The organism is uncultured Sneathiella sp. (assembly GCF_963976355.1).
GTDB lineage: Bacteria > Pseudomonadota > Alphaproteobacteria > Sneathiellales > Sneathiellaceae > Sneathiella.
Genome location: NZ_CAXBKA010000015.1, coordinates 1 through 26,181, shown reverse-complemented (window position 1 = coordinate 26,181; position 26,181 = coordinate 1). Strand labels below are relative to the sequence as shown.

At 51.7% G+C, this 26,181-nt stretch carries 26 protein-coding genes; 20 read left to right on the top strand and 6 right to left on the bottom strand.

What is annotated here, in order from left to right; genetic code table 11:
• Together AAC599_RS19610 and AAC599_RS19605 are read left to right on the top strand one after the other, a co-directional pair.
• A partial coding sequence (locus AAC599_RS19610) for a hypothetical protein (protein WP_340152087.1) occupies positions 1-785 on the top strand: 785 nt, incomplete at its 5' end.
• Positions 782-1,648, top strand: a complete 867-nt coding sequence (locus AAC599_RS19605; protein WP_340152086.1) for a hypothetical protein — start codon at positions 782-784, stop codon at positions 1,646-1,648. The genes AAC599_RS19610 and AAC599_RS19605, both read left to right, overlap by 4 nt.
• A 50-nt stretch (positions 1,649-1,698) precedes the next feature.
• Here AAC599_RS19605 and AAC599_RS19600 read toward each other — a convergent pair whose 3' ends face one another.
• Positions 1,699-1,926, bottom strand: a complete 228-nt coding sequence (locus AAC599_RS19600) for a hypothetical protein (RefSeq protein ID WP_340152085.1) — start codon at positions 1,924-1,926, stop codon at positions 1,699-1,701.
• A 142-nt stretch (positions 1,927-2,068) separates the two neighbouring features.
• Between AAC599_RS19600 and AAC599_RS19595 the strand changes: the two genes are divergently transcribed.
• Positions 2,069-3,016 (top strand): hypothetical protein, encoded by a 948-nt coding sequence (locus AAC599_RS19595; protein WP_340152084.1) that lies wholly within the window; start codon positions 2,069-2,071, stop codon positions 3,014-3,016.
• A gap of 101 nt (positions 3,017-3,117) precedes the next feature.
• Here the strand turns inward: AAC599_RS19595 and lepB are convergent, their stop codons facing one another.
• Positions 3,118-3,762, bottom strand: coding sequence for a signal peptidase I (lepB, locus tag AAC599_RS19590; RefSeq protein WP_340152083.1), 645 nt, complete (start codon positions 3,760-3,762; stop codon positions 3,118-3,120).
• 676 nt (positions 3,763-4,438) lie between these two features.
• Between lepB and AAC599_RS19585 the strand changes: the two genes are divergently transcribed.
• The 11 genes from AAC599_RS19585 to AAC599_RS19535 all read left to right on the top strand — a co-directional run bounded on the left by AAC599_RS19585 (position 4,439) and on the right by AAC599_RS19535 (position 14,347).
• Positions 4,439-4,792 (top strand): hypothetical protein, encoded by a 354-nt coding sequence (locus tag AAC599_RS19585; RefSeq protein WP_340152082.1) that lies wholly within the window; start codon positions 4,439-4,441, stop codon positions 4,790-4,792.
• The gene (locus AAC599_RS19580) at positions 4,785-5,192 is read left to right on the top strand and encodes a hypothetical protein (RefSeq protein ID WP_340152081.1); all 408 of its coding nucleotides are present in this window, start codon (positions 4,785-4,787) and stop codon (positions 5,190-5,192) included. Before AAC599_RS19585 ends, AAC599_RS19580 begins: the two co-directional genes overlap by 8 nt.
• Entirely contained in the window at positions 5,189-6,733 is a 1,545-nt protein-coding gene (locus AAC599_RS19575) for a hypothetical protein (protein WP_340152080.1), read from the top strand. The genes AAC599_RS19580 and AAC599_RS19575 overlap by 4 nt, the downstream gene beginning before the upstream one ends.
• Before the next feature lie 17 nt (positions 6,734-6,750).
• Complete coding sequence (locus AAC599_RS19570; RefSeq protein ID WP_340152079.1) at positions 6,751-7,461, top strand: hypothetical protein; 711 nt, start codon at positions 6,751-6,753, stop codon at positions 7,459-7,461.
• Positions 7,461-8,087, top strand: a complete 627-nt coding sequence (locus AAC599_RS19565) for a hypothetical protein (RefSeq protein WP_340152078.1) — start codon at positions 7,461-7,463, stop codon at positions 8,085-8,087. The genes AAC599_RS19570 and AAC599_RS19565 overlap by 1 nt, the downstream gene beginning before the upstream one ends.
• Positions 8,084-9,262, top strand: coding sequence for a hypothetical protein (locus AAC599_RS19560; RefSeq protein WP_340152077.1), 1,179 nt, complete (start codon positions 8,084-8,086; stop codon positions 9,260-9,262). Before AAC599_RS19565 ends, AAC599_RS19560 begins: the two co-directional genes overlap by 4 nt.
• A gap of 16 nt (positions 9,263-9,278) precedes the next feature.
• Positions 9,279-10,055 (top strand): hypothetical protein, encoded by a 777-nt coding sequence (locus AAC599_RS19555; protein WP_340152076.1) that lies wholly within the window; start codon positions 9,279-9,281, stop codon positions 10,053-10,055.
• 121 nt (positions 10,056-10,176) lie between these two features.
• A complete protein-coding gene (locus AAC599_RS19550; protein WP_340152075.1) occupies positions 10,177-10,431 on the top strand; it encodes a helix-turn-helix domain-containing protein in 255 nt (84 codons plus the stop codon).
• On the top strand, positions 10,412-11,683 hold the full coding sequence (locus AAC599_RS19545) for a type II toxin-antitoxin system HipA family toxin (RefSeq protein ID WP_340152074.1): 1,272 nt from the start codon (positions 10,412-10,414) through the stop codon (positions 11,681-11,683). The genes AAC599_RS19550 and AAC599_RS19545 overlap by 20 nt, the downstream gene beginning before the upstream one ends.
• 391 nt (positions 11,684-12,074) lie before the next feature.
• Entirely contained in the window at positions 12,075-14,117 is a 2,043-nt protein-coding gene (locus AAC599_RS19540; protein ID WP_340152073.1) for a Fic family protein, read from the top strand.
• A gap of 11 nt (positions 14,118-14,128) precedes the next feature.
• The gene (locus tag AAC599_RS19535; protein ID WP_340152072.1) at positions 14,129-14,347 is read left to right on the top strand and encodes a hypothetical protein; all 219 of its coding nucleotides are present in this window, start codon (positions 14,129-14,131) and stop codon (positions 14,345-14,347) included.
• A gap of 246 nt (positions 14,348-14,593) precedes the next feature.
• On the opposite strand, the gene AAC599_RS19530 is transcribed toward AAC599_RS19535, so the two are convergent.
• From AAC599_RS19530 to AAC599_RS19520, 3 genes are all read right to left on the bottom strand, one after another.
• Complete coding sequence (locus AAC599_RS19530) at positions 14,594-15,058, bottom strand: hypothetical protein (protein ID WP_340152071.1); 465 nt, start codon at positions 15,056-15,058, stop codon at positions 14,594-14,596.
• Positions 15,059-15,186: 128 nt separating this feature from the next.
• Positions 15,187-16,029, bottom strand: coding sequence for a hypothetical protein (locus AAC599_RS19525; RefSeq protein WP_340152070.1), 843 nt, complete (start codon positions 16,027-16,029; stop codon positions 15,187-15,189).
• Positions 16,026-17,567, bottom strand: a complete 1,542-nt coding sequence (locus AAC599_RS19520; RefSeq protein ID WP_340152069.1) for an AAA family ATPase — start codon at positions 17,565-17,567, stop codon at positions 16,026-16,028. Before AAC599_RS19520 ends, AAC599_RS19525 begins: the two co-directional genes overlap by 4 nt.
• Before the next feature lie 504 nt (positions 17,568-18,071).
• On the opposite strand from AAC599_RS19520, the gene AAC599_RS19515 reads away from it, so the two are divergent.
• The 6 genes from AAC599_RS19515 to AAC599_RS19490 all read left to right on the top strand — a co-directional run bounded on the left by AAC599_RS19515 (position 18,072) and on the right by AAC599_RS19490 (position 25,812).
• A complete protein-coding gene (locus AAC599_RS19515; protein WP_340152068.1) occupies positions 18,072-19,346 on the top strand; it encodes an SIR2 family protein in 1,275 nt (424 codons plus the stop codon).
• Positions 19,343-21,319, top strand: a complete 1,977-nt coding sequence (locus tag AAC599_RS19510) for an ATP-binding protein (protein WP_340152067.1) — start codon at positions 19,343-19,345, stop codon at positions 21,317-21,319. Before AAC599_RS19515 ends, AAC599_RS19510 begins: the two co-directional genes overlap by 4 nt.
• Before the next feature lie 468 nt (positions 21,320-21,787).
• Entirely contained in the window at positions 21,788-22,015 is a 228-nt protein-coding gene (locus AAC599_RS19505) for a hypothetical protein (protein WP_142994641.1), read from the top strand.
• 431 nt (positions 22,016-22,446) lie between these two features.
• Complete coding sequence (locus AAC599_RS19500) at positions 22,447-22,833, top strand: hypothetical protein (RefSeq protein WP_340152066.1); 387 nt, start codon at positions 22,447-22,449, stop codon at positions 22,831-22,833.
• A gap of 577 nt (positions 22,834-23,410) precedes the next feature.
• On the top strand, positions 23,411-25,186 hold the full coding sequence (locus tag AAC599_RS19495) for a thiamine pyrophosphate-binding protein (protein ID WP_340152065.1): 1,776 nt from the start codon (positions 23,411-23,413) through the stop codon (positions 25,184-25,186).
• A gap of 122 nt (positions 25,187-25,308) precedes the next feature.
• Positions 25,309-25,812, top strand: a complete 504-nt coding sequence (locus tag AAC599_RS19490) for a MarR family transcriptional regulator (RefSeq protein ID WP_340152064.1) — start codon at positions 25,309-25,311, stop codon at positions 25,810-25,812.
• A gap of 9 nt (positions 25,813-25,821) precedes the next feature.
• Here AAC599_RS19490 and AAC599_RS19485 read toward each other — a convergent pair.
• Positions 25,822-26,181: hypothetical protein (locus AAC599_RS19485; protein WP_340152063.1), on the bottom strand; the 360-nt coding region annotated here is incomplete at its 5' end.

Genomic DNA, 26,181 nt, shown 5'->3' with positions numbered 1-26,181 from the left:
ACCAGAAATGCGCGATGAGTGCGAGTTTGGCCGCCGATAAGTGCAATCCTCTACAGTTAGCCATAGACCTTCTTGCATCCAAAGATCGGAGACCTGAGATGACTGACGCACAAACATGCCCGCGCAAGCGAGCTCAAGAAATTCTGTTTGCCTGGTTTGCTTTTCAAAGGTCGCTTGGCGCGCGTATCAATGTCATTGATAACAACACGATTGACACTCCCGCCAGCACAGAACTGGTGGTGCGCCTTCTTGCCGATCTGGCAGCCCAGCTCGAGAACTTTCCTGAGATCATTGCTGGCCATTTGCCCTATCACGATGACCCGGCGGAGAATACCGCTCTCGCTGAGGTGCTTCATCAGGAATGCATGGGCATCCATATCAGGCTCCAGACACTCTCAGTGCCGGCACGGTGGATAAACCCATTAGACAATGACAACGTCTGGCCTCAATGGAAGAGGTTCTGTGATCTGGTTGCCGAATACATCAGTCGACGACGCTTATACGGCGAGTTCATCGGAAAGGAGCAGAACACATCGCAATGGCGTGAGCTCTTATTGCGCATGGCAAAACCAAGCCTTGGAAAGATTATCAATCCACCCCGCATATTCCGCTGGCTCGGCATGAGAAGTACATGGGTAAAATTGGCCCCGCTGCCACACCGCGAACCAAAAAGTCTTGGCCCACTCGTTCTGAATGAAACTGACAACGAATTTCTTCAGCGACAAGCGTATCAGCGTTGGGTGGCAGAGGGCCCAATGATCCAGCTGGAAGGTCCACGCCCATGACAGCCAGATGCACTCTTAACGGTCACGGCTTCCAGTTCCTGTTCGACGCCCTCCTCAACAACGCCTATGCCAAGTTGAAACGGCAAAAGAAGAAGGCGATTCACCCCTTGTTATGTCCTTCAGAAAAATTTCCAGGGCTTCATGAGTTGAGCGCACAGGACCCAAGACCTGCTGGGACGTTTTTTGCAGATGCCAATGCATACCTTGATCTTGAATTCTCCGACGATGCTATCGCCAGCATCCAGTCAGTGCTTTTGGAGGAGATGCAAAGGGCGCGCCAGATATTGCGGGAGTGCGAAAACCACCCTCAACCTTGGAAGGTCTTCAATATCCCCGAAGCGCTGAATGCACAGCTCGAAGAGTTGCTCTATTTCGCCCGCTGGTTTCAATGTGACCTCAACCCAGAAGACGATGCACTGGCGCAACAAGTTATGGAGCGTCGCATTCAAGGAAATGTTCCTGGATGCAGCGACCTGACCACCACAGTGCCTTTGATCCCCAAAGTCGCGAGTGAAAGCTTCGAGGAACTGGTCACCAGGCATTTGCAGGCGCTGCCGACTGAACGATGGAACGAACTTCGGGCCTATGCGGCAGATTCAAACAATCCAAACGATATCCTCGAGGCGTTTGACCCCGACTTGACGCCGGAACGACTGGTTAACGAGTGCATACTTGAAGTCAGTGGCCCCTTGATGTCCGACTATCTCAAAGGGAACTATGAAACATCGGCCGACAAACTTGGCGAAGTCGAGGGGAAACCGGTTTACTACATCAACGCGGGAGGGTTTTACATTTATGAACACCCAAATGGTCACTGCCTGCAGGTCGATATCACATTCCCGGCTACGCCCCCGGGCTGGTAATTACACATCCGTGCAGGCCGGTTTGGCGGGCACACTGCCCGCCTCCTCGATTAAGTCAGATAACCGTGATATGTCGCCCACTGCGTCACCATAGAGTCCACCTTAGCCAGGTGATCAAGATTGCGGGCGTGAGCACAGGTGATCAGCTTGCCAAACCAAGTGTCACTTACGCCTGCCATCGCGTGACGGGCGGTAAGATCAGCTGTAAATTGGAGACGTTGCTGAGCATCAGCAATCAGGTTCATCATCTGTTGGAATGTCGTCGTTTGAATATTCATATGTTAAATCCTCTTTGGGTTACGGAGCACAACATGTGCTCACATATCTATTTATGCGAAATGCGATTTTGAGGCCCAATAAGGGGCAAAAAGGCTGTTTTCACTTCCGGTAATCGGTTGACTGCAATCTGGAGGATCATCAATGGCGCAGCGTGCTCGAAATCATGAAACCAACGTCTATGCCTTTCAGGCATCTGATGAGCTCTGGACGCTTTGGAAACGGGAAGCCAAAGATGGACGGTTGACCCTACCTTGCTGTGGCGGCACGGCTGTACCTCGCGAGCATCCAATTACCGGAACCAGGTTCTTTTCTCACGCTCCTTACGCCGCACGAACATGCGAATGGAAGGCAACCGGCGCTCTGCATGAAGATCTCGTGAATGAGGCCTGTGCGATCCTCGACAAGTTGGGTTGGAAGATCGAAACAGATTGCTGGATCGAGAAAGTCGCGATCGACATTCTGGCAATCCATCGGGAAAATGGTGATAAGGTCGCCTTGATGATCGAAACCGCATCAAAAGCCGACCGGCCAGACGATGTCCTGATTTCCGAAAATGAAAGCCTTCACAACACAGAACTGCGCAGTGCGCTGTGGCTCCTTCCAGGTTCGCGGATCGGCGTGCTGGATTATCAGCTGATCGCCCTTCCCTATCAAAAGACCGACGATTATTCGGAAAATACAATCCGTATGGTTGCTGATCTTCTGCACGAATGGTTCGAGCGCATCGATGAAATCGTCCCGATGCAAGTCGCGGCCGACAATTCCAGAAACAGAAAGCGTGACATTCATCAGCCCTATGGTCCTAAGCCAACACTGCCAACTCCACCGACACGGGTGGATCAGGATCCTGAGTGGCAGGACGGAAACGGAAGTGTGGGGTCCCCGCAGGCAAGATTAGAACGCCTTATCAGGCTGGCCCATCGATGGCTCGGCGATCAAAAGGCGGATCAATGGTTGAAGGAAGAGCATGCCGACCTTGGCGATACACCGATCCGAGCAGCTCAGTGCTCCGCTACTGGATACTTGCAGTGTCAAAACGCATTGAAAGATGTTTTTCTGTCGGAAATGACACAGGATGACCTCTTCTAGAAAGTCCCCTACCGGCATACTCGAACAAAACTCCATATGGTGGACCTCTTCAATCTTCTTTCAGACGAGTGGCCGGTTTGATGTTCTAGGCAGACGCTTTTCTAAAATGCAGCAATCTTTTTGCCGACAAGAAGGGAAAGCGGAACAAACTGATAGGGTTGTTCGAATACCCGACTGTCCACCGAGTTATCGCGGTTGTCCCCCAGCACGAAAACATGGCCGGGTGGAACGTAATACGTGTCAGTCGTGTCACGCGCCCCGTTATCCCCATAGGTCTCAATGATACGGTAACTTGTCGGGCCATCCGGCTCAGTTTCCAGATATTGCGGCACCTTGATCGGTGGAGCCGTCGTGCGATTAAGAGCAAAGTCTTGCACCTGTCGGCGCGGCAAACGCTTCCCATTCAAATAGACGCGACCCTGGGCAATCCGAACGCTATCTCCTGGCATTCCGATCACACGCTTGATGTAAAACTGCGAAACATCTGACGGAAGTTTAAAAACAGCAACGTCGCCTCTCTTTGGGAGGGCTGCAAGCAGATGTGTGTTGGTAAAGGGCAGCCTTGTTCCATACGTGAACTTCGACACAACAACCACATCGCCAGCGATCAGTGATGGTTCCATAGAGTCTGACGGGATCATGTAAAGGTCGAGGACGGCGAAACGAAATCCCCAAAGCGCAAGCCCAACAATAAGAGCTCGTTTAGCTGCCCAGCGTAAGCCGCTCGATACCGCTTTTTCTCTCACTCGCCTCAAGCTCCTATCTGAAAATAACGCCCCTCAGTCTACCGAAGGGGCGTGCTCTATGCAGTATTATAAAAACGCAATTGCAATTTTTCTTGTAGTTTAATATTTTTAAGGCAAATCCATCATTCATGGGAGGTCGTTTTGCCCCAATCACAGATTGATCCGGACCTATTTGCCTTACGTGCATCTGCCCAGCTCAGAGCTTTCTTGCAAAGCCTGCGCGATGGCGGGGAAGCCATCACTGTCAGCAAGGGCGAATGCTTGCGCGGGCGAATGCCTTTAAACTTAAAAACAGATGCTCAGGGGAATGCATGACCGCAGGCGCATCCTCTGCCACCTCCTTCTTTAGACGCATGTCCCCGGTTGTTCTGCTTGCTGTGTCGGGAGGATGCCTTTTCTACCCCGTTGCAAGCCAATATTTCGGCGTGGCCGGTCTTGGGTGGGCATGCGTTTCACTCGCTTATACATGCTGGTGTGGATTGAAGACCTATCAGGACAAAAGCCGCACCGGATTTCCGAAATTGAATTTCAGTCTCAGCTTTGAGCCACGTAAGGAAGATTGACCATGGAAACGACCCAAGCTCAGAACCCCTCAGATACTAGTTCGACTGACGGACCATCTCAGTCAACCAATGCTAGTCAATCACCCCGGAAAACACGTCGCTCAACGAGCACTGTGGCTGCCTCACGCGCAAAACTCGATACAGCGATTACCAGTGCACAGGAAATGCTCGATGAACTGCGCACCTGGATTAACGCGCATTCACCCGCAAGCAGCCAAATACCAACCAAGTCCGCTGCGGCGCTGACATCGCAATTGCGCACGAAACTCGATAAGGTCTCAGCAACACAGTCCGATCATGAGACGGCGCGCGCGACCGCGGCGACATCGACGCTTGCATCCCTCATTTCAGTCATTGATCCGAACATTGATCTCGAAGACATCGATGACATGATCAAGGAAGGCAAGTCCTCCAAGGAACTTGCTCGTGCACTAAGTGCAAAACTGTCCGAGGCTGCAAATGTCTGAGGAAAACGATGCAAGGCTTGAAGAGCTCTTTGGCACAATGCCAAGGGCTGATGACATCTCAGTCGTTACCGACGACATTCGTCAATGGTTTGCACGGCAGAACGTACAATTAACCCCGGAAATTGAGTATGGCATTACCATGCAGGTCCATGAGGCCGGTGCTGCGATGCCATGGCTTGTCCGGGCCCATGCTGACAGCACACGCATTGCCAAGAGCAAGCCGGTTCAGAATGTGAAAGAAGAAAAAGCAACCAGTGATCGCTTCTCGATCCTGATCTTTATTCTTCTTGTCTGTATCGCGGCCGCCTCCTTCATGCCGATTATGAAGGTGTTTCTTGTCGCCGGGCCCATAGGGGCAATCTGCCTCTGGTTCTTGATCAGACAGGTGCGGACAAAATGAGCAGCTACAGCGGCCCCTTTTTCAATGAGCTCTATCATATTAAATATGCCTTCTCGACGGGTGTATTTGATACGTTAGCCCCAGCCATGCTGAGCTTTATGCGGACCGGCAGCACGCTTTACATCTCGCTGGTTTTTCTCAGCATGGTTTTCCAGCCCGAGAAGGGAAAAGAAAGAGCCGAAGGGCTTAAGGTATCCATTGCCTGCTTTACGATCGCCATCATTCTGCTGTCTCAAGTCGGAAGCACCTCCGTGGTCCTCCAGGTCTTCTGGGCCATCGAGGATATGTCTCTCGCTATTGCAATTGAGATACTCCGCGCTCTCCCAACCTATGCAACATTATCTGACTTACCTTATGCGATGGACACCCAGGGAGCGACCATCCTCGTCGGCGGACAAACAATCGTGAATGGCTATGCTGTTCTTGCTGATCTGATTGAGCAGCAGATGTTTGATGTTTTGCTGATGATGAAGGATATTGCCTATGGCAATGGCACCATTCTTAGCCCTGGTGCTGTTGCCCGTGTGATCATGAGCATTATTGGCACACTACCTTACCTGTTTGTCCTTGGTATTTTTGCAGCCTTCATGGCTGAAGCCATGTTTAAATATGTCGCAATGGCAACGGCCACCCCCATCCTCATCGCCCTCTTCCCGGTAAAGTTCTTCCGACCTTTCAGCACAGCTGGCATACGCATTCTCATTGGCGCATTCTTTACCCTGGTTTTCGCTGCCGGCGCCATGGGCTTTACGATGGTCGCGATTGCAAACTTCAAAGACGATATTGAGACGAAACTTAGTTCTTCGCGAAATGCTGGTCTAGATGGGTTAGTCTATAAGGTTTGGTGTGATCCTGGCTTTGCATGGGCCCCTCCTCGTAATGCTGTAGGCGCACTAACCTATTACGACCAAACCTCTCCATCGTTACAAAGCCTAAAGTTAACGCAGCAGCAATGTGCTCAGGCAGAAGAGTTATCCAGAGAGGGCGACTGGATTGTCTTTTCCCCCGAATATTTAATGCTGATTGTCGTAGGGTTCCTTTCTGTTCTCCTTCACTTGTCAGCTAAAACCTTGGCGTCAAATATTTCAGGTGCCAACGATGGACCCGGTCCGGCAGCTGCTGTTGTCATGGGTGCAAAAATGGCCGCTGCCGGGGGCGCTGCCGGTGCCATGAAATATGGTGGCGGCGCCTTGTTCGGGGGTGGCGGGGCTGGTGCCAGCATGAAAGACATCATGAGAGGCAATAAAAATGTTACGGCGGGCGGTATGCAAGGTGTTGGTCAATCGCTGGCAGCACATGGTCTGGTCGGCTCAGCAATCGGTGCCGCGACCAACCCGTTTCGCGGCGGGTCACGCCCACCCAACCCGGCAAACCCAACTGGGGGCAGTCCAATTGGCAGTAACCGCTTTTCAACCGGAGGCGGTAATGGCAATATGATGGGCTCGCCGCAAGAGAGAAAAGAATTCGCCGACATGATGACCAAATCGTTTACCCAGGCGATGCGCGAAAGCGGCATCGGTCGCAACCGTGATGGCTCCTGAAGAATAGGACTAAGAACATGCTTCGCTTTATGATGCTCGTACCCGTCGTTGCCGTACTCGCTGGTTGCTGGTGGGATGATGCCCCTGAAATCTACAAAGTAACAGTATCTGTCATTGAAGATGGGTCTGATATCCAGTCCCACGAATTCATCTGTGATTTTCGAGGCCAAACGGCAACACGCAATTGCAATGAACAGTTCTTTTACCGCGACAACCATCTTCGCTTGGTCCCCGATCAACGGGCCACAACTCCTGAAGCCGTTGCTAAAGCCTTGGACCTGACCCCGGTGTTGCAAGAACTCTACCTTCATATGGGCTCCTTAATCGAGGTAGCCATATCCGCCCATGGTCGTAAGGATGACCGCTACATGATCTCTGTAAGTAGCCCTGGCGGCTGGTATGAGAAAAACAGGGCAGATGCAAAAAATGAGTTCGGTAAAGATGTTTACATCTCTTCAGACTCAGCTTTGAGAGAAGGCTGGGAAAACCCGCTCGTTCCGCGTGAGGAAATTCATATTCGCAGGCTGACAGATATTTATAACCAGGCCTTCACCCATGGAAAAGCAGGGACAGTTGCAGCAAAAGAAATTAGAACATTGTCTGATTTTGATGCCAGAATGAATGCTGTAACACTCGAAGCCATTACGCCTTACAAACCAGCAAAGCTGTCTATCACCTGGACGCCGATTGATGAGGAAGACATCACGCGGACTGATAAGGTAAGCTGATGGCTTATATTGCCTGCCCCTCACCTGATCCTTTGCACCCGGTCTATGCGCAGGTTTCGCAGTTGCCCGACGAATGGAGTGCCATACGGGTTGGTGATGGGTGGGCCGTGCTTGAGCCTTCGCGTGGATGGTATCAGATTGATGAAATCCCCGCGGACATCAGACAGGAACTCCCTCCCCCGGCCGGGACGCTGACCAGCAGTTTCCTGCCCGGGCTGATTGCCGCCAACCTGCAAAACATGCCAGGGAACCTTGACAATCTGCCTATCGGCTGGTTCTCCAAGGCCCACAAGGCGCTGAGCCGGACCGGATCGCCTCAACAGCCTCGATCTGTAGGCACAAGCGTGACGGCACAGAAAATTCGGGGCAAGCCAAAGGTGGATCGGGCAGCCTTGCGCGAAAGCAGGCTGGCGCTGGAAAACGCCTTGGCGGGCGTTTACCCCGACCCCGAGAAGGCCCGCATCCGCATCGAGCGCTTCTGTAAAGGAAAAGCCGAGACGGATTCCTGCATCAAGATTCTTCAAAATAACCCACAGCGTTTCGGCACACCTCACCCGATCCGGATCAGATGGTGGTCAGACACAATCGGCCCATACCTCAAAGACCTGCAGGAGATCTTGTCATGATCCGCTTTTTGTCTGCCCTCTTGGGGCTGATCGTTGCCGCAGCTCTGTCGATTGGCGTCATATATGCGCTGTTTGATATCAACTGGCTGTCCGCAGCACACCGCGCAGGGCTCGCTCAGCTGTTAAGCTTGCCACTTGATGCTTATAAGGTCGGCCACTTGTATTTGCTGATCACGCATGTTGCGTGCCTTCTGGTGCTGGGTGCCGGACTGGTTCTTGGCGCGAAGCTCCTGCCCGAACCTCTCCGGTACCTGGCGTCGCATGCCGGGAAACTGAGATACCTTCTGTACATCTTCTACCCTCTTTCCCTTGCGTCGCGGTCAGCTGGCAAGGGGGTTGGAAGAATGCTCAAGGTCCGAATTCCCAAACCACGCATTGAGGCCAGTGTTGAATGGGTGACTTCGTCCCCGCGCCCCTTTCAGCAAGAAACCACGGAGCCGGAAGCACCCCGCGGGCCGATCTCCATCTCGCTTGATCCAGAAAAGCCCACAACCACAGAGACTAAACCAGCCGCACAAGAGGACGAAAGCCCGGAGAGCAGCGCGTCGGGGCTCGTTTTCTCGGACCCTATGGCCGAAACCAGCCCTCCCGCCCGGCCACCACGGGCATTCCAGCCGGATGCCGGCATCGCCGTCGTGATCGATCAGCTCCAGGAGCTTGGATATGACACAAGGGCAAATCTGCTGATTAATGCCTCAGATGGTGGTTTTTCCGCCGATATCTTCGACGACAAGCCCGAAGCTACCGTGGAACTGGTTGCCGTTGACGAGCAATCGATCCATCTGATTGAAACCCTGGACCTTGGTGGGGAAGAATGGACGGTTGAAACCATGGCCGAAATGCATAATCGCCCATGGACTGATGCCAAATGGCGCTGTGCCAAAGCCGAGATTGCATGCCCGGTGAGCAATCTCACGCGCACGCGTGAGCGCTTCAGCGCTGCCCTGCTCGCTCGGATGGGCATGGATACGGACCAGGTCATCAGCCTGCTGATGGTCCGAAACGGGACGTTTGCCAACCTTGATGCCCTGACCAGCTATGCCAACGCGGAAGATATCGAGATCCTCTGGTTTGACAATCCTGAGACGATAGAACCGGCCCTAGGAGCCGCAGAGGGTAAGATGCCACCTGTCCTGCTCAGCATAATGACCCAGACGGGCCGACGCGCAGCGTGATCCCCTCAGGAATAGAATGACATCGATCACCAAAGAACTGGCCCCGACACTCGTTTCTATCAACGCCACACATGCCGAAGATCCATTCTCAGGCAAATGGCTGGTCTATCTGCAACCGGAAGAAACCCGAACCTCCGATGTGAACGGGCACCTGAGCGGTGCGACCTTGCGCGTCTACTGCTGGATCATCCTGCGACCCAATCCGCAGGCCCACAGGCCCACACGTGGCTGTTACTTCGATGCATCATACTCCGCACGGGATAACCTTGCCGCCGTTGTCGATTCAGTTCTTTTTCTCGATCCTGATGAGTTGCGGGGTCTCGGTTTAGGATCCCTTATGATGAACCAGATCATTGAATGGGTACGTCAATGGCCAGATGCGCGGGTGAAAGAGATCGATATTGGCATCAATAGGGAAGTGGCCCGGCGTCGAGAGCGCTTTTACGCTAAATTCGGATTGGTTTTCGCGAAGGATAGCAGCCTCGAACATAGCCCCCGGATGCTCCCGGTCCTTGTCAAGGAACTGGACACAGCATCCATTCCCGACAGTCTGGTGTTACACAATATTCCAGGCATTCTGCTGAGGCTTGCCAATCAGGCCCGCGACACACAAAGAACTCTGGCCACACGCGAAAGCGCTCTCGAAGAAGCCATCAAGTTTAGAAAGCAGTTTTTCTCGCGGCCGCTCTGCATGGGTTTGAAGTATTTTTTTCAGATAAACCTCCCGTGGCTATCGATCCTTACAGTCATCGGGGCGCTTGGCATATTCTACTGGCTAAGTTCGTCGGGCTGATCAGGTCAGCGCATCCTCAACGTCCGGGCACGCCTCTTGGATCTTATCAAATGTACAATATACTAGACAATTCGATGTATCTTCATGATAATGTCTTGTATATTGGACTTAAGGTAGGGTCATGGATATCTTCGAGATCGGCACAGAAATTCGTAAGCAGCGACAACAGCAAGGCATGCGTCAGGTGGACCTTGCCGCAAAAGCGCGGATATCCCGCTCCATATTGGTTGCTCTGGAAACCGGGAAGCTGCCCGAGCTTGGTTTTGGCAAGATTTGTGCTCTGCTTGCCGCCCTTGGACACACTCTGACGATCGCGCCAGCTAAATCACGGCGCCCAACCCTGGAAGATTTGAGAAATGATCAAAATTTGGAGTGATAACCGTCTTGCAGGGTTGCTGGAACGCCGAAATCAGCGGGGTAGCACATTTTCCTATGATCATGGAGCAGAGCCCGAGCGTGCGGTTTCGCTGACCATGCCCGTGCGGTTGGACGCCTGGCGTGACGACCATCATCTCCTGCCCGTTTTCGAAATGAACCTGCCAGAAGGTTATCTACGGGAACGCTTGCGCCAGCAATTTGCCAAAGCACTGGGGCATTTCGATGATTTCGACCTTCTGACGGTTGCCGGTCGCACCCAGATGGGGCGGCTACGGTACACCGGACCCGATGACACGCTCAGCGAAGACGTGCCGTTTCAGTCTGTCGATGAGATCCTCAAAAGCCGCCGGGATGGAACGCTGTTTGACGATCTGCTTGAGCGGTTCACAGCCCACTCCGGTATATCAGGTGTCCAGCCCAAGGTACTTGTCCGAGATAACATGAGCGATATCGGCACCCGACTGTCACAAAGCTTCCGTGGCGCAACCCATATCGTCAAACTCTGGGATCCCAAAGAGTATCCAGAACTGGCAGCAAATGAATATTTCTGCCTGCGTGCAGCTCAGAATGCAGGGCTGCGTGTTCCCCGCTTTCAATTGTCGGAAGGTGGGGAGGCGCTGGTGCTTGATCGCTTCGACCTCACGCGCGACGGCACCTATCTTGGCATGGAAGACTTCGCGGTGTTGAACGGGCGTGGCACAGATGACAAATACCGTGGCAGTTATGAGACGGCAATCATCAAACGTGCGGCTGATTTTCTCGGAGAAGGTCGTTTTCGCGAGCAAGCTCCGGAACTCTTCAAACTCCTGGCACTGAATGCGATCTTGCGGAATGGCGATGCTCATCTTAAGAATTTCGCCCTGACCTATTCATCAGTCGATGACGCGCCCACACTTGCGCCGGTATATGACATTGTTACAACCTCGGCCTATATGCCGCGCGATCAGATGGCTTTGACCATTGATGGCAGCTCGAAATGGCCCGATCGTGACAGACTGATAACCTTGGGCAGACGTCTCAACCTGACCCCGGCTTATGCCGGTGAACTGATTGATCAGGTTGCCGAGGCAGTTGATAGAACGCGCGGCGAGATCCAGACCTACATGAACGAGAAGCCCGCCTTCCGTGAGATCGGCACGCGGATGCTCGCGGCATGGGAAGATGGACTGCAACAAAGTGCGGGCCATGAGCCCCGATACGTCCTGCCTGCAGTGATCGCGCAGCGAGATCAACAAACGGACCATCCGTGAACTTAGAGAGCTCTCGCACAACAACCAAAGAGCCATTGAAACCATAAAATCCGAGGGCAATGAAATCGCATCATCAAGGCGCATCGAGCGACGCGAACTTGAAGCCGGCTTGGCTATGATCAACAAAACCTTGAAATCGCGCGGTGTTACACCATCTGGAACGGTTCAGAAACCAGAGCAAAAGGCTGGAACCAGGTCGAAACGCTCTGGTCTAGGGCGCTAGGCGGTGTTTACACCCTATATTCCGGCATTCGTGTCTCCGTCAGTTCTTATCCGCTTGAGATGCCTTCAATTGACACGTGAGCCGAATATAAGCTATGTTCAGATCACCATGTGAGCCGAATAAGGATAATAATCGGCTCATCGAGCATTTGAGAGGTGAGGTGATTTGATGAGCTGGATGTGGCAATCGAAGCAGTGGCCGGAATTTCACTGGCACAAGGATCGTTTGCGCCCGAAGCTGGATGTTTTGCATCGAAAACAAGGGCAGTTATCAGCTCTTGTGAAACTTGATGCTGATGAACGACACTCAGCTCTGGATGTGCTGCTTGAGACGATTATTGCATCCTCTGCCATCGAGGGCGAGCGACTTGATCGCGATTCCGTCAGATCATCATTGGCCAACAAGCTTGGTCTGATCGAAACAAACCAGACACCAGGTTTGGTCACGGATAAGTCCAACGGCGTTGCCAATCTGGTACTCGATGCCGTTTCCAATCCTGACAGGGAACTAACCGCCGAGCGGCTTTACACCTGGCATCGGTGGCTCTTCCCCGAAAATGAATTCCGGTTGGAAAAAATCGATATTGGCAAGTATCGACCGAAGGGACAGATGCAAATCGTCTCGGGGCCATCAGATCGACCTGTTGTCCATTTTGAGGCTCCACCAGCAGAGACGGTGCCTGCAGAGATGAACAGGTTCCTGCAGTGGTTCAATGATAGTGCACATGATCGCTCCATCAGTGCCTTTGAACGGGCAGCGCTTGCCCATCTCTGGTTTGAAGTCATTCATCCATTTGATGATGGCAACGGCAGAATTGGCCGTGCGATATCTGATTTGGCGCTCGCCCAGGGAGATGCCGGGTCCGTCCGTGCCTTCTCAATGTCATCGGCAATATTGCAAGACAGGAAAGGATATTATCGGGCGATTGAAAACAGTCATTCCGGATCAATGTCGGTGGATGACTGGATGTCCTGGTTCCTGTCGCGACTTGATCATGCCATGGATGTCGCCAGTGAACGGGCCAACCGGACATTGGATAAGGCAAGGTACTGGGACAAGTTTAAAGAGACAGCGTTATTGCCTGAGCAACGCAAAGCTTTGAACAAACTTCTCGATGGCGTCTTTCCACAAGGGCTATCGGCCAAAAAATACAGTGCCTTTACCGGCGTTAGCAAGCCAACCGCAACACGGCATCTCGCAGATCTGGTCCGCAAAGGCTGTGTTGAAAAGCAACTGGCCGGGGGCAGATCAACAACCTATCAAATCGTCCCGGTGGCGCACACCACTGCCTTGGGTCCGGACAAAACAGACGGCATCCGGTATGCGGCCCTTCCGCTTGAGGATCTTCCGGAACGGCAGCATGAGGAGTACCGGATGATCGGCCGACAAATCTCCATCGCCGAGAAAGAAATTCTCAAGGATATGGAAGAAGGCCGGATGCCAGCCGATCGTATCCGGTCCTTTGAAGATCTCAATGATCATGTCGACGCCAACATGTATCTAAGCGACGTAGAGCGGGTAGAGAGCCCGATTGCCGATTACTGTGCCGAGAATGGTTTCGGTCCGCAGGGTGTGTTCCGGATTGCCGGTGAGATCGCGGAACCGCTGGACAAGTGGTTGCTGAATGGCCGTCAGGGTAATGCTCTGGATTATCTTGTCCCGCCGAGGCCTGCACAGTTTTATCTGTCGACCAACAACAAGTCCTATCCGGTCGAAGATCTTGCCCATGCTTCAGAACTGTTCCTGTCTGCATATGGGCTGAAGGATCCTGGCAAAGTGTTGCTTGAGACACCCAAGGGTGATCTTGTCGGGACATTCTCTCGTACGGGGCAAGTTCTTGAGGCAACATCTCAAGGTCAGCGCATTCTATATCAGCCAGGGGTCCCGGAGCCGCTGCGCATTTCAGAAAGTACAGGAGAGCGCGATGAGATTCTACGATCTCTCAAACGCTATCCAGACAGCTATCTGTTGGCGTGGGAAAAGGTGACGGCGGAAGATCTCGAGGGTCGGCCGACAGGTCAAGCAGGTAGCAAAGGCATTGCCCGGCGAGAAGTTAATCTCGGCTTGCAGGTCATCCGACAGGAGCTGTCCTTGCGCGGCCATACCTTTTCGTCTGGTCTACGTCCAGCCAACATCAGCACGACGCACAGAACAACAGGCAATCAGCTACAAGCTCAGCCCCGCCCAAGTGTAAAGTTCAACAAAATATGAGAATTACAAGTATGAATAAAAATAACGAGTTATGGGTAGATTGGCTAACAAAATACGCGAAAATCCAACAAAATACGCGAAAGTTAGAAAATTTCACCGAATCCGAATCTCTTTTTGATGATTTAGTAGAGTTCACCCAAGAAACTTGGGGAGCACGAGAAATCAGGCCAGGTCGCCAATCCGTCACTGGGCTTCTCAAAGTCAGCCCAGATCAACCAAAGTCTCGTTGATCGGGTTGTCTGGGTGGTTCCAAGGGATTCAATCAAACTGGGATTTGTCGACGCGGGCGATTGACCTATCGACCAATGTCCGTCAGTGGTCCAGACAAGGTTATAGTAAGGATCAAATAAAAAAGTCGCCTGTCCCCTGCAGAAACCGATTTCAGAAGTCTGCCCTTCGAGGAAAGAGAGGTATTTATTCAGTGGTTGCGAGAAAAGGGCTTCAACTGAGTCACCTGACTGAAATTCAGACAACCATCAAGTTTTGACGGTTGTCCATGCGCTCAATTCATATAGCGTTGCCGCATCACCAGCATCGTTCCAGACCGCCGACTTCATTTCCCAATGGAACAAGTAATCAATTCCCGAGATTGAGGTTGGCCCTTTTGCTTTCCTACCGGTTCTCAAACGCACCCGCTCACCTTTGGATGCCTCTTGCGTCGGGAACTTGTAGAAATGCTTGTGCTTGTTCGAAATCCCTTTCGACGCTGTGTAAGTAGAGTCCGTCAACGCATAAAATTTCAAATTACAATCCACCAACACTTCCAGATCAATATACTCTTCTTCCGCATCCCCATCTGCGTGAATATCGACAATCTTCATCTTCATGTTTTTCTCTCTGTGTTTGAGTTGTTCAATACATAGAATAAAAACCGGTACATCCAGGAGCGGCTTCTGGATTGCAAAAGTGATACGATACCAAGGTGAGAAACTGAATTTCATACAACCTTGTTCGTCGAGACAGATGCTGCAATAAGCTGAATCACAAAACAGATCGAATCTCGGAACCGGTCCATCCCGAACAGGTTTTTAAGAAGGACCCTTAGCATGATGACGATCCCCACCAGGACTCATGGATCGTCAATGCGATTAAAACCACCCTGACAAAATCCATCGTCGCGAGAGAGTGCGCTGTATAGAACCGACTGCCAACTGTTGCGGTTGCGACGTCTTCGACTGCGAGCCTCCCTAGTTAATTCCTCTCTCAACCCCTCGGGACCATCAGCACCATGAATCTCTTCGAACGATTGTTTGCGATCCACCAGTTCGACTGCAGCATTATCTGCATAAAGTTGTCCAAGATTTAGCTGGGCAAAATGGCGCCGAGCCCGTTCAACAATTTCGCCATCGACGCCGCGTGCGGCCCGGACGGAGTAGGCAACCGAAACGCCGACGCCAATGTGCAGCGCAGCTTTGATCAATCGATACTCACTCCAATTATCAAAGTAAGGATGAAAAAGCTGTTCGTCAGCATTTACAGCCCGATAGGTTCCCTTGTCGTGATTGCATGCAAAGCAGCACGGAACGAGGTTTGCAGGATAAACCGACAGTTCAGGGTAATCGTCTTTAGAGAGGTAGTGGTCGAGAGTCTTGACATCACGCTGCGCACATAGGGGACAACGTCCATATCGAGCCAAGCCCCTCAGGCTGAGATATGTTGGCCTTTCTCTACCTTTTACCAATACACGTGTATAAATTCCGCTCAATTCAGAGGCGTTTATGCCATTTGGGTTCTGTGGAGCAAAAGCGTGCAGAGCATTTTGCTGAGCAAGTTGGAGGTAAATGTCCGCCCGGTCTTCTGCCCAAGGGCGTTGTGCAAGCAATGCATTTCGGCGGGCAACATTCTTGGTTCGTGTAGCGCATGCGTCAAAGACCGTGCCTGCGTCATATTGCGGCATAGCAATGTTTATCATTGGCGACGCCCCTTATGAAGCATAGCTCGGGCAAGTGCTCTGCCTTCTGCCCCGACCCTGTCTTCAAACATATCCATCAGTTGCTCTATATCTTCAGCGTCTTTGACTGCATCCGCTATCAAATTATGGTGGCCACTTTCTGTGACCTGCAGCCGAAAAATTTCCCGGGACAGAACACCAAGATTTTCTGCAAAAGTCTCAATTTCCGGTCGTTCAATTTGAATTTCTCCTCCGTGACGAAACATCAAAGAGACGCAATCGGACGGAACTTCTTGAGCAACAACCGGCGAATGCGTCGCCAGAATTGCAACGCCATTCCGCTTGCTAAGAAGATCAGAAAGCGCGCGCACAAAGGCCATTATCAATGGTGGATGAAGATGAGCTTCAGGTTCATCGATAAGAACGAGAGTTCTTTCACTAACCAATTCAGCCAGTTGCGTAAGCGTTAGGAGGACTATTTTATGACCAGAACTGGCACTTTCAAACAACGCTCCAGCAAGATCCTCAATTTCGTTTGTTGGCAGGTCTGGAAGTTTCGATAGTTGAAGCCCCGCAAATAGAGGATCCGCCTCAAGAATGCGCATAGCAGCTTGCCAACGCGGCCGACTGGCACTGCGCAGGCAACGCAATGTGCTCTCGACAAAGTCCTTTTGGAGGTCTGCGTCATTCTTATTCCCTGTGGCCCGCTCGTCACCTCTTCGAATACGTTTCTTCAGACCAACGTAATTATATTGTATTCCGCTTTTTGTGCCGGTTTTTCTGCTTCGCAGAAGCCCCGCTAGTGAACGTGGTGGCGGGTCGAATTTGTCAAACACGCTAAACGCCACTGTAATGAGGTTTGCGAATTGATCTTTCGCAGCAGTGTCTTCATCATCGTGAAAAATTAACCTACCAAGACGTCTGTCGCGGCCGTTTCGCAATAAGGAGCTTAAAGACGTGAGGAGAGTCGTTTTTCCAACCCCGTTACGACCGATAACAACGTGGATGTTGGACGGTGGGCGGCTGTTTGGAGTAACTTTAAAAAGAATTCGCTCGTCCACATTAGGAAACTTATAAGTAAACTTAAACGGCGTCAGTTCAGCTTCGTTCAGGATGATCTTAACCAACTTAGCGAAGCGCTTTTCACCGATACTACGCATTAGCGAATCAATATAAGCAACCTCATCGTGAATCTCGTCTCTTGCGACCTGATTCCAAACGACATCTCGAAGTGAATTCAATATCTCCAATCGAGGCTCTTCATCCAACTCGAGTAGGGTTTCATAATAATCTTGGCCCTGTCCGAGAGCTGCATAGCCCTGATCAAGAACATCGAATGTATCTTCCATAGGTGTATAGCCTCTGCTCACGCCAACCTGCATGATCTTGACTTCACCTATGTCTATTCGCGCCCCGTTTTCATCGAAATACACCAATAAGAAGGTTGTTTTGAACCCGTAGTCATCCCAGTTATCACGAAAGAGGAAAGCCTCGCGTTGGCCTGTGATGGACTTGTATGTTTTGGCTCGATCAGCATAAGAAACAACAGTGAACTGCATAGTTCTTTCACATATTCAGGAATGAAATTCATGATGGAAGATTGAAACTACTCTGGGTAGTTGACAATCTTTACGAACATCGCGCAACTTGTATTTTACAGTAACCTAATAAATGTACAACGGTCGTAAAGTTCAGCTGATGAAAGCAAACTTTGTCTATGAGAAACTTTAGCAGCACCCCAAGACCCAAAGGCTTTGCCGAACCGGTACTTGCTTGTTTTGCACACCGAGCAAATCTGGGCTGACTAACATACCTCCGTCGCCCGCACTTCTGTGAAGTGTGTACTTGGTCATCAATGAGCGAGACCCCTGAAAACCTGGGCTGTTTCTTTAGATAAGTAACCCGTGACATTGCTGCACCTGACGCTTAAAAGTTGCATAGGTCCCATCCCAATGCTGCAGATAGGTTAGACAAGGGATTAGCGAGAAGACCTGCGAGGCCAACAGGTTTTGTTCTTGCAGGTCTGCGTCGGGAGGTATCTGGGTTCGAGCATGGAGAGGGGCATGGCAGACACTATTGAAGAAGATGCGCCGAAGCGTTCATTCAGTTTCATTCGGAGTACCGATAGCGGTATTACAGAATACGCATGGTCTGACGGTGCCGAAAAGGTACGTCAGGCTCTTGGAGAGGCACTGAATGCACGAAACGTTGCGTTTCTTCTCGGGGCTGGTTGCTCCTCTTCGTGGAGGGATGACAAAGAGCTCGGTATTCCTACAATGGCGCCCCTTGCCAAAGAATTCACACAGAAGAGAGATCCAGATGTAGCGGCTTTCCCGAGCACTGCCGAGCGTAATCTATTGCTCAACCAATTCGGAATTGACATCAGCTCCGACGATTATTCTCATAACCTCGAACGATTGATGGAACTTTTGTTCAGCCTTCGCTTTTCTCTCAAACTGAGCAACGCCGAGCAAGCGAAAACTCAGCTTGTCGTAATCAATTCGATAATAGAGAAGGTCCAGGCATTCCTTTGGACCAAGTGTACTGCCGGGGCATTTGCTCATGGCGACAATACCGTCTCGTCGCTGTATGAGGCTTTCTATCGGAAACTTGTACTACGCGATCGATCATTGCCAAGACCCTGGATCTTCACGACCAACTATGACCTGTTCAATGAAACAGCAATGGACCGGATCGGGTTGCCATATGCAAATGGCTTCTCTGGCGTTGTCGAAAGACGCTTCAACCCAGCGACATTCCGTTATGCCTTGGCGGAACAACTGGACCTGACAAGTCGGAAATGGACTGCAGTTGACGGGTTTGTCTATCTCGGCAAGCTTCATGGATCAATCAGTTGGACTGAGGATGATCACGGCCTTTTTCCAATCCGTGAAACCATGTCGCCGCAAGTGCCCGGCAAAGTGATGATCTATCCAACGCCTGCCAAACAAAACTCGGCTTTGGGATCTCCTTACGCCGATCTGTTTCGCGAGTTTCAGTCGCGCATTGTTCGTGAGCAGAGTGTGCTTTTCACAATGGGATATGCTTTCGGCGACGAACATATCAACAACATCATCTATCAGGCACTGACGATCCCTACGTTCCGGCTTGTCATCTTCGCTGATCCTGGAATGCAGGGTGAAATTGCCAAACTTCGCAAGCTCAATGATCCCCGGATTTGGATAATCGGGGGAGAAGGTCCAGAAGAGGGACGTAAAGCACATTTTTTCGATACCATCATTGATGAATTCATGCCGCAACGACCGACTGAGCGTATTGATGACGCCGTAAAAAAAGTCCTTGAGGTCATGACACCGAAGAAAGGTGCTCAGCAATGAGCCGCGATGATCGGAAGCGCGCCATTGGCAAGGTCGTGTCTGTCGCGGCGGACAAATTCGTTGTCGAGATGCATGCGGGAACAGACAATTTCACAGTCGTTGGATTTGACGATGTGCATTATGTGGCACGGCTCGGTTCTTTCATGATGGTCCCGATCCAGGCCGAGTATGTTGTTGTCGAAGTTATCGGCCTCAGGGAGCGGGACGTAGCAAGTACGACGTATTCTAAAGACGAGTTGGACAAGGCGGCCTCAGCAAAATATCTTGACGTCGTTCCGGTTGGGATGCTGCCACAGGCTCATGACGAAAAGTTTCGGTTTGGCGTGTCAGTATTTCCGTCGCTCTATGCAGACGTTCTTTATGCTCTTGACGCGGAACTTGATCGGATATTTGAAACGGACATCCCCCTCGAACCGGCTCGTTCGCTTGATGATGCACCGCCCCCGCCTCCAAATGCGACACGCTATCGTGCATTAACGATTGGCAAGTCGGTCATTTTCGAAGGATATGACGTTAAAGTCAGGATTGACGATTTCTTCGGCGGACATACCGCCGTACTCGGGAACACAGGTAGTGGCAAATCTTGCACCGTCGCTTCCATCCTCCAGTCTTTGTTCAACAAGCCGGACGAACATCATGCACGCGGTGCAACTTTCGTCGTTTTCGACGTTAATGGTGAATATGAGCAAGCTCTTTCGTCTTTGACCGAAGGCGGCGCAATCGGCGTATCCCGGCTCGTGCTAGATGGATCTGCCACTGATGGCCATTTTCGCTTACCCCATTGGTTCCTTGAGCAATCTGAATGGGAATTACTTCTCCAAGCAAGCGAGCGAACACAGGTCCCGGTCCTGCGAACAGCTTTGGGTTTGACAGGTCTCTTTAGGCGAAAATCAGCAGAATCTATCGAGATCAAAGAGCACTTCATCGCAACCTGTATTCTCGAATGTTTCCGAGGAGCCGACGGAGATTCGCCGGTTAGTAAATTCCAACGTGTCGTATCTCTGCTTCAGAAATATCCGACCAAAGATCTGAACAGAGACCTGCTCGAAAAGTATGGGGCAAATCCCCAGTATGGAAACTTCACGCCAGGGACAAACACAGAGCTTTTCCTGAACGAGGTCAGAGGAAAGCTGCGCGAAGATATTGAATTGCCTTCGTACGACCAAACACCATTCACCTTTGATGATCTTGAGGAATGCCTCGACTTTGCAATCCTCTATGAGGAGGCGCATGGCAACCGGCAAATCAGAGACTATTGTTCACAGATGATGACCCGCTTCAAGTCGCTCAAAGAGCGGGCTGACTATGCCTTTTTGCGATATGAACTGCATAACGATGCAGCTCCGCCATCGCTCAATGTCTTTATGGAAGAGCTTCTCGGACTGGTACCAGTCGGCGATAACCTGACAAAGCACAACCAGATCATCATCGTTGATATGAATGCCATCGAAGATGAAGTGGTTGAGTTGGTGGCCTCCGTACTTGCCCGGATGACTTTTCGATTGTTACGTAAGGCAGATCCGCGAAACCGCTTCCCGGTCCACCTGCTTCTGGAAGAAGCTCACCGATATATTGCTGAAGCGCCATCACGCTATGCGATAGATGCAAGCAGCATCTACGAACGGATCGCAAAGGAAGGTCGCAAATATGGTCTTTTCTTGCTGGCAGCTTCTCAACGACCGAGTGAACTCTCCAAGACGGTGCTGTCCCAATGCTCGAATTTTGTCATTCACCGCATTCAGAATCCGGACGACCTCTCTCAGATCCGTCAAATGACGCCTTTCATATCTGACGCAGTATTGAAACGCTTACCGTCGCTACCCAAGCAACATGCACTTGTATTTGGAACCTCCGTCAATCTGCCGACAACGTTCCGTGTACGTCACGCCAATCCTCTGCCGAAAAGTGATGATGCGAAAATCCGCGATCTGTGGTTCCACGAGGAGGGACGATTGGCACAGGTAAAGTTGTAGTAACGCGCGGTCGTATGAGGTTGAGAGGTACATAGGCAAGTTGAGCTTGAAACAGTTGTATTGCTGATGTTCTGGTGGGCGCCACTTACCATGTAGGCGATATCGATTTTAGTCTCGACAAAATCCGAGCCATTGAGCACCTTCCGGAGGCGCTGTTTGGTGAATTTGTCCGTTAAAAGTACTTAACGGACAAATTCACCCCCGAAACAATCGGCGATCCGCTTGACTTGCATCGACCCTCGTCAAAGGCGGCTTGATATCACCGGAACTCTTGTCTCCCGGACACATCGCCCTTATAGTGGCGGTTCAAAAATTTAGCTGACATCTCCGCGCTTGCGACCCTCAATGCCCCCGGAACGCCCTTGTGCGAACCGGGTGACTGTATGTGCCCGGGTCGCACCACATCACCGGCCGGCTTCTTCTATATGCTTCTCGACGTCTTCTAGGCTTCAACCTACGAGACGATTGATGTCACGTACCTATCGCAAACAGAAGGGAAAGCGGATCGAAGAGCGTCATTGCGACTATCCACGACCGCGCTTCCCGAACGGTGTCAACAAGGAGTGGCGCAAACGCCGTGTCCACACCCCCATGCGTGTCCGCGAGCGCGCATATTTACGCCATATCCTCAAAGGCGAGGACTGGAATACACTCGTTCCGCTGCCTGATCGATTGCCTATGCCATATTACTGGTAAGGGAGAACGTCGTTTGACAGTATCCGGAACGAGGCAGATATTAATAATCTGTGCTGTTGGTAACGTTTGGTCGTCACGACCTCCCCCGACAGACATCGGTCAAAGCCCGCCCCCCGGCGGGCTTTGGCTTCTCCGAGACGATCGGCTTGCCGAGAGGCCAGGCCGCACCGTGCCGCCTATCTTTCGCCCAGGGAAAAGGGTCAGTCCGGCTTCGGATGCTTTTCCAGATATTCGCCGATCTTTATGCCAATGAGCAGCAGGACGAAAAAGGCCCCGGTGCCAAAGAGAAAAAGATTGATGCTGGTGGAATCCATAGGGACCTCCCTTCTCATGCATCCAACTCTCGACCCATGTCACCCTTGTATGATGGGCGAAACGGGGCGACATTTCCAGCCTGTCGACAGGCAGAAGAGACAAAACGGGAGGCACCGATGACGGCAGCGCACTTCAGCCAGAACTCCAGAGCGACTGCGGTCTCGCTCAAGGCCTATCGCAATATTGCAGACAACTGGGCGCTGTCCGCCCTCCAGGCGGCAGCCCTTGCCGATATGTCCCCGGGCAAATGGCGCGGCGCGCGCCGCCCGAATTATCGCGGCCGGATCACTGTCGATCAGATGCTCAGGCTGAGCGCACTGATCGGCATCTATCGCAGCCTTGAGCTGTATTTTGACACGCCGATCGCCCGCTCCTGGATCCTTCTGCCCAATCAGGGGCCGCTGTTTCTTGGGGCGAAACCCCTTGATGTCATGATCGCAGATGGATTGCCAGCTCTGCTTACAACCCGACACTATCTAGACAACTGTCTGGACGGACAGTGATAGCGCGTATCGGTTTCAGATCAGATACCGGCAATAGCCAAGATTGCTTTGAAACTGTTGACCAAGATTGAGTCATCTGCCATCGAGGCGAAATGACTCTCCGAACCGAGATACTGGCTGGTCGTCTCCCTCTCCTGCATGTCAGACTGCTCTTAGAGTTTATTCCTCAAACAGTGCCACGCATTCGTAGTATTGAGCACGATTGCGGATACGGAGTTTGGTCAAGGGTGGAGCCGCCATTGGTCCAGTAAAGGGACAGGGTTTTGCGGCGTGTAAGAGCAGGTCTGTTTATCGTCTAGGGCAGTACGTCGCAGTGACATCACGAACCGCGCATTTATCGACCACCTCTTTCCAGTGCACATTCAAGTGCCCGGCGACGGCCTCACCACCCGCTCCCAAACAAGCAGGAAGTCCCGCTTAGCTACCCAGACGGAAAAACAGAAGCAGATTGCTCCGTCACGAGGATCAGAGCCGCAGATAGCACCGGAAAACCCGTTTGACATGATATTAGATATCGAAGTACTTAAATGGGAGACTATAAAGAACACCAACTAAAGTAAAAAATCGGGAGGAAGAGATGGAAAAGGTCGAGCGGCCTGTCATATCCGAGACAACAGGCTTGTGGGGGAGCGATCTGATCGCGGAGATGCTGCGTGCTCTCGATGTCGAATTTGTCGCGCTTAATCCCGGTTCCAGTTTTCGTGGGCTGCATGACAGCCTTGTTAATCATCTGGGTAACGAAAATCCTCAAATGCTGTTGTGCCTTCATGAAGAACATACCGTGGCAATTGCACATGGCTGGGCGAAGGTAACCGGACGGCCTATGGCCGCGATTGTGCATGCAAATGTCGGTTTAATGCATGCGACAATGTCTATCTACAATGCCTGGTGTGACCGAGTCCCTGTTATGGTCTTTGGGGCAACCGGTCCTGTCGATGCGACGGAACGCCGACCTTGGATAGATTGGATCCACACGTCGCGCGATCAGGCGGCGATTGTTCGGCCATATGTCAAATGGGATGATCAACCTGCATCGTTATCTGCTTCGCTTGAGGCCATGATTCGCGGCGCTTTAATTGCAAAAACAGCACCCATGGCTCCTGTGTATATTTGTTTTGATGTTGCAGTACAGGAAGAGGCTGTCACAGCCCCGATCAAGACACCCGATCCAAGGCGTTTTAAGTTGCCTGTGTCACAGGGATTATTGCCCGACGCGCTTGCGGAACTTCACACGCGGCTAAAAGAGTCCCGGTCCCCAGTATTTCTTATGGGCCGAGTTTCTCGGTCTGCAGATGACTGGGCATACCGAGTGGCTTTGGCAGAGCATTTCAATGCTCGCGTTCTCACCGATATCAAACTGGGTGCGGCCTTTCCGACAGACCATTCTCTTCATTCCGGAACGCCAGGATTTTTCCTTTCCCCTGATGGTGCAAAAGTCCTCAACGAAGCTGATTTGATTGTCAGTTTTGACTGGGTAGACGTTGCGGGCACACTCAAACAGGCTGGCGCTCAGGCCGAGAATGCACCACTCGTTCAGCTATCGGTTGATCACCAACTTCACAATGGCTGGAGCCTTGATCATCAGGCCGCGGTTCGAGCTGATCTGCATATTGCGGCTGAGCCCGACATCGTCATACGTACACTATGTAAAGAGGTCGGTTTAACACCCCAATTGAAACCGCAGAACTTGCCGGCTTTGAGTACCGGAAAGTTGACAGATGATTTGGGACCTATGGATGTAGATACCCTTGCTGCGGCCCTCGGCGATGGGCTTAAAAACGAGGTTGTGTCTCTTGTTCGTCTGCCATTGAGTTGGGGCGGGGATTTGTGGCATTTCCGTCATCCACTTGACTATCTTGGCTATGACGGTGGCGCAGGTATTGCCTCAGGGCCGGGTATGCTGGTCGGGGCAGCACTGGCACTGAAGGGTACAGATCGGCTACCCGTTGCCGTGTTGGGAGATGGCGATTACCTTATGGGTGTTTCGGCCTTCTGGACCGCGGCCCGTTACGGTATCCCTTTCCTCGCGATCATTGCCAATAATCGATCATTCTATAATGACGAAATCCATCAGGAAAAAGTTGCCGTCAGCCGTGAACGTCCAGTTGAAAACAAATGGATCGGTCAGCATATTGGCGGACCTGATATCGATCTTGCCGCCATGGCCCGCGCGCAAGGGGTAAAGGCCATTGGTCCCGTGACCAATGCGCGTGATTTGAAATCGGCAATTGAGGTGGCACTCGAGGATGTCAGACAGGGCAATGCTGTCGTTATCGATGCACGCATCACCCCGGGTTACAGCAAAGCAATGTCTGCGGGAATGACCCGCACGGCGGATGAAACAGCAGAGTAAATATGGCATGCGTCAACCATGCTTGATATGCTGTGTATCAAGCATGTTTGACTCCTCTATACGACGACTGTATCAGTCAAACGCAAAATATTTCAGTTGGCTTTAAGGGCGTCGTTTTGTTCATGACCGATAAAGAAAACAGAGTTCCCAATTCGCGAGAGCGTCTTGCTCATATTATCCGGTTGGCAACTCGGGGTTTTAACCGGTCTTTGCAAATACGTTTGGCCTCTCATCATGTTACGTTCGGGCAGTGGATATTTTTACGCATCCTGTGGGAGCAGGAAGGTCTGACACAACGTGAGTTGAGTGAAGAAGCCCGATTAACTGAACCCACAACCCATACGGCTCTGCAGCGGCTTGAAGCGCTTGGTTTTCTTGAAAAAAGAACGCTAGCCGGAAACAAGCGAAAACAGCATGTGTTTCTGACCAAGCGTGGCAAAGAACTGCGCATCGAACTTGAACCGCTTGCCGTAGAGGTGAACGAGGTTGCGCTGGCAGGATTGTCATCTTCCGAGTTGGATATAATCCGTAAGGGGATGCTTCTGATTCTGGATAATCTTGAAGAGGATGAGCGAAAAGCGGGTGAGGAAGGACGTAAAGTTCCCCCGACCCGCATTCCGACATAAGGGTATTGATCAGGCCGCCGAAAGCTTTTCGATCAATGTGTCTGCCGTTGTGATTTCGCGCATCGGCATTCCATCGGTCGAGGCATCCGGTTCCGCATCATAGCGCAAACCTTCCCCGTCCCAGAACCACCAGTAAACAACGTTGCCTTGCTTGTCCCGGATAGGGGTTCTAAATGTCGGAAAGGTGCTGTCGGCACTGGGGATTTTCGTGCTGCCGATTTTTTCCCCCGCGAGCGTCCCTTTTTCAATGACTGAAAACAGCGGCAACATGCAGGTGAAGGCGGTTTTTTCTGCCGCAAGCTTCGCGATATCACCCGGGCGTTTGTTGTGCCGCCCGGGCAGAGCACGAACGACTTCTGGATAGGCGGG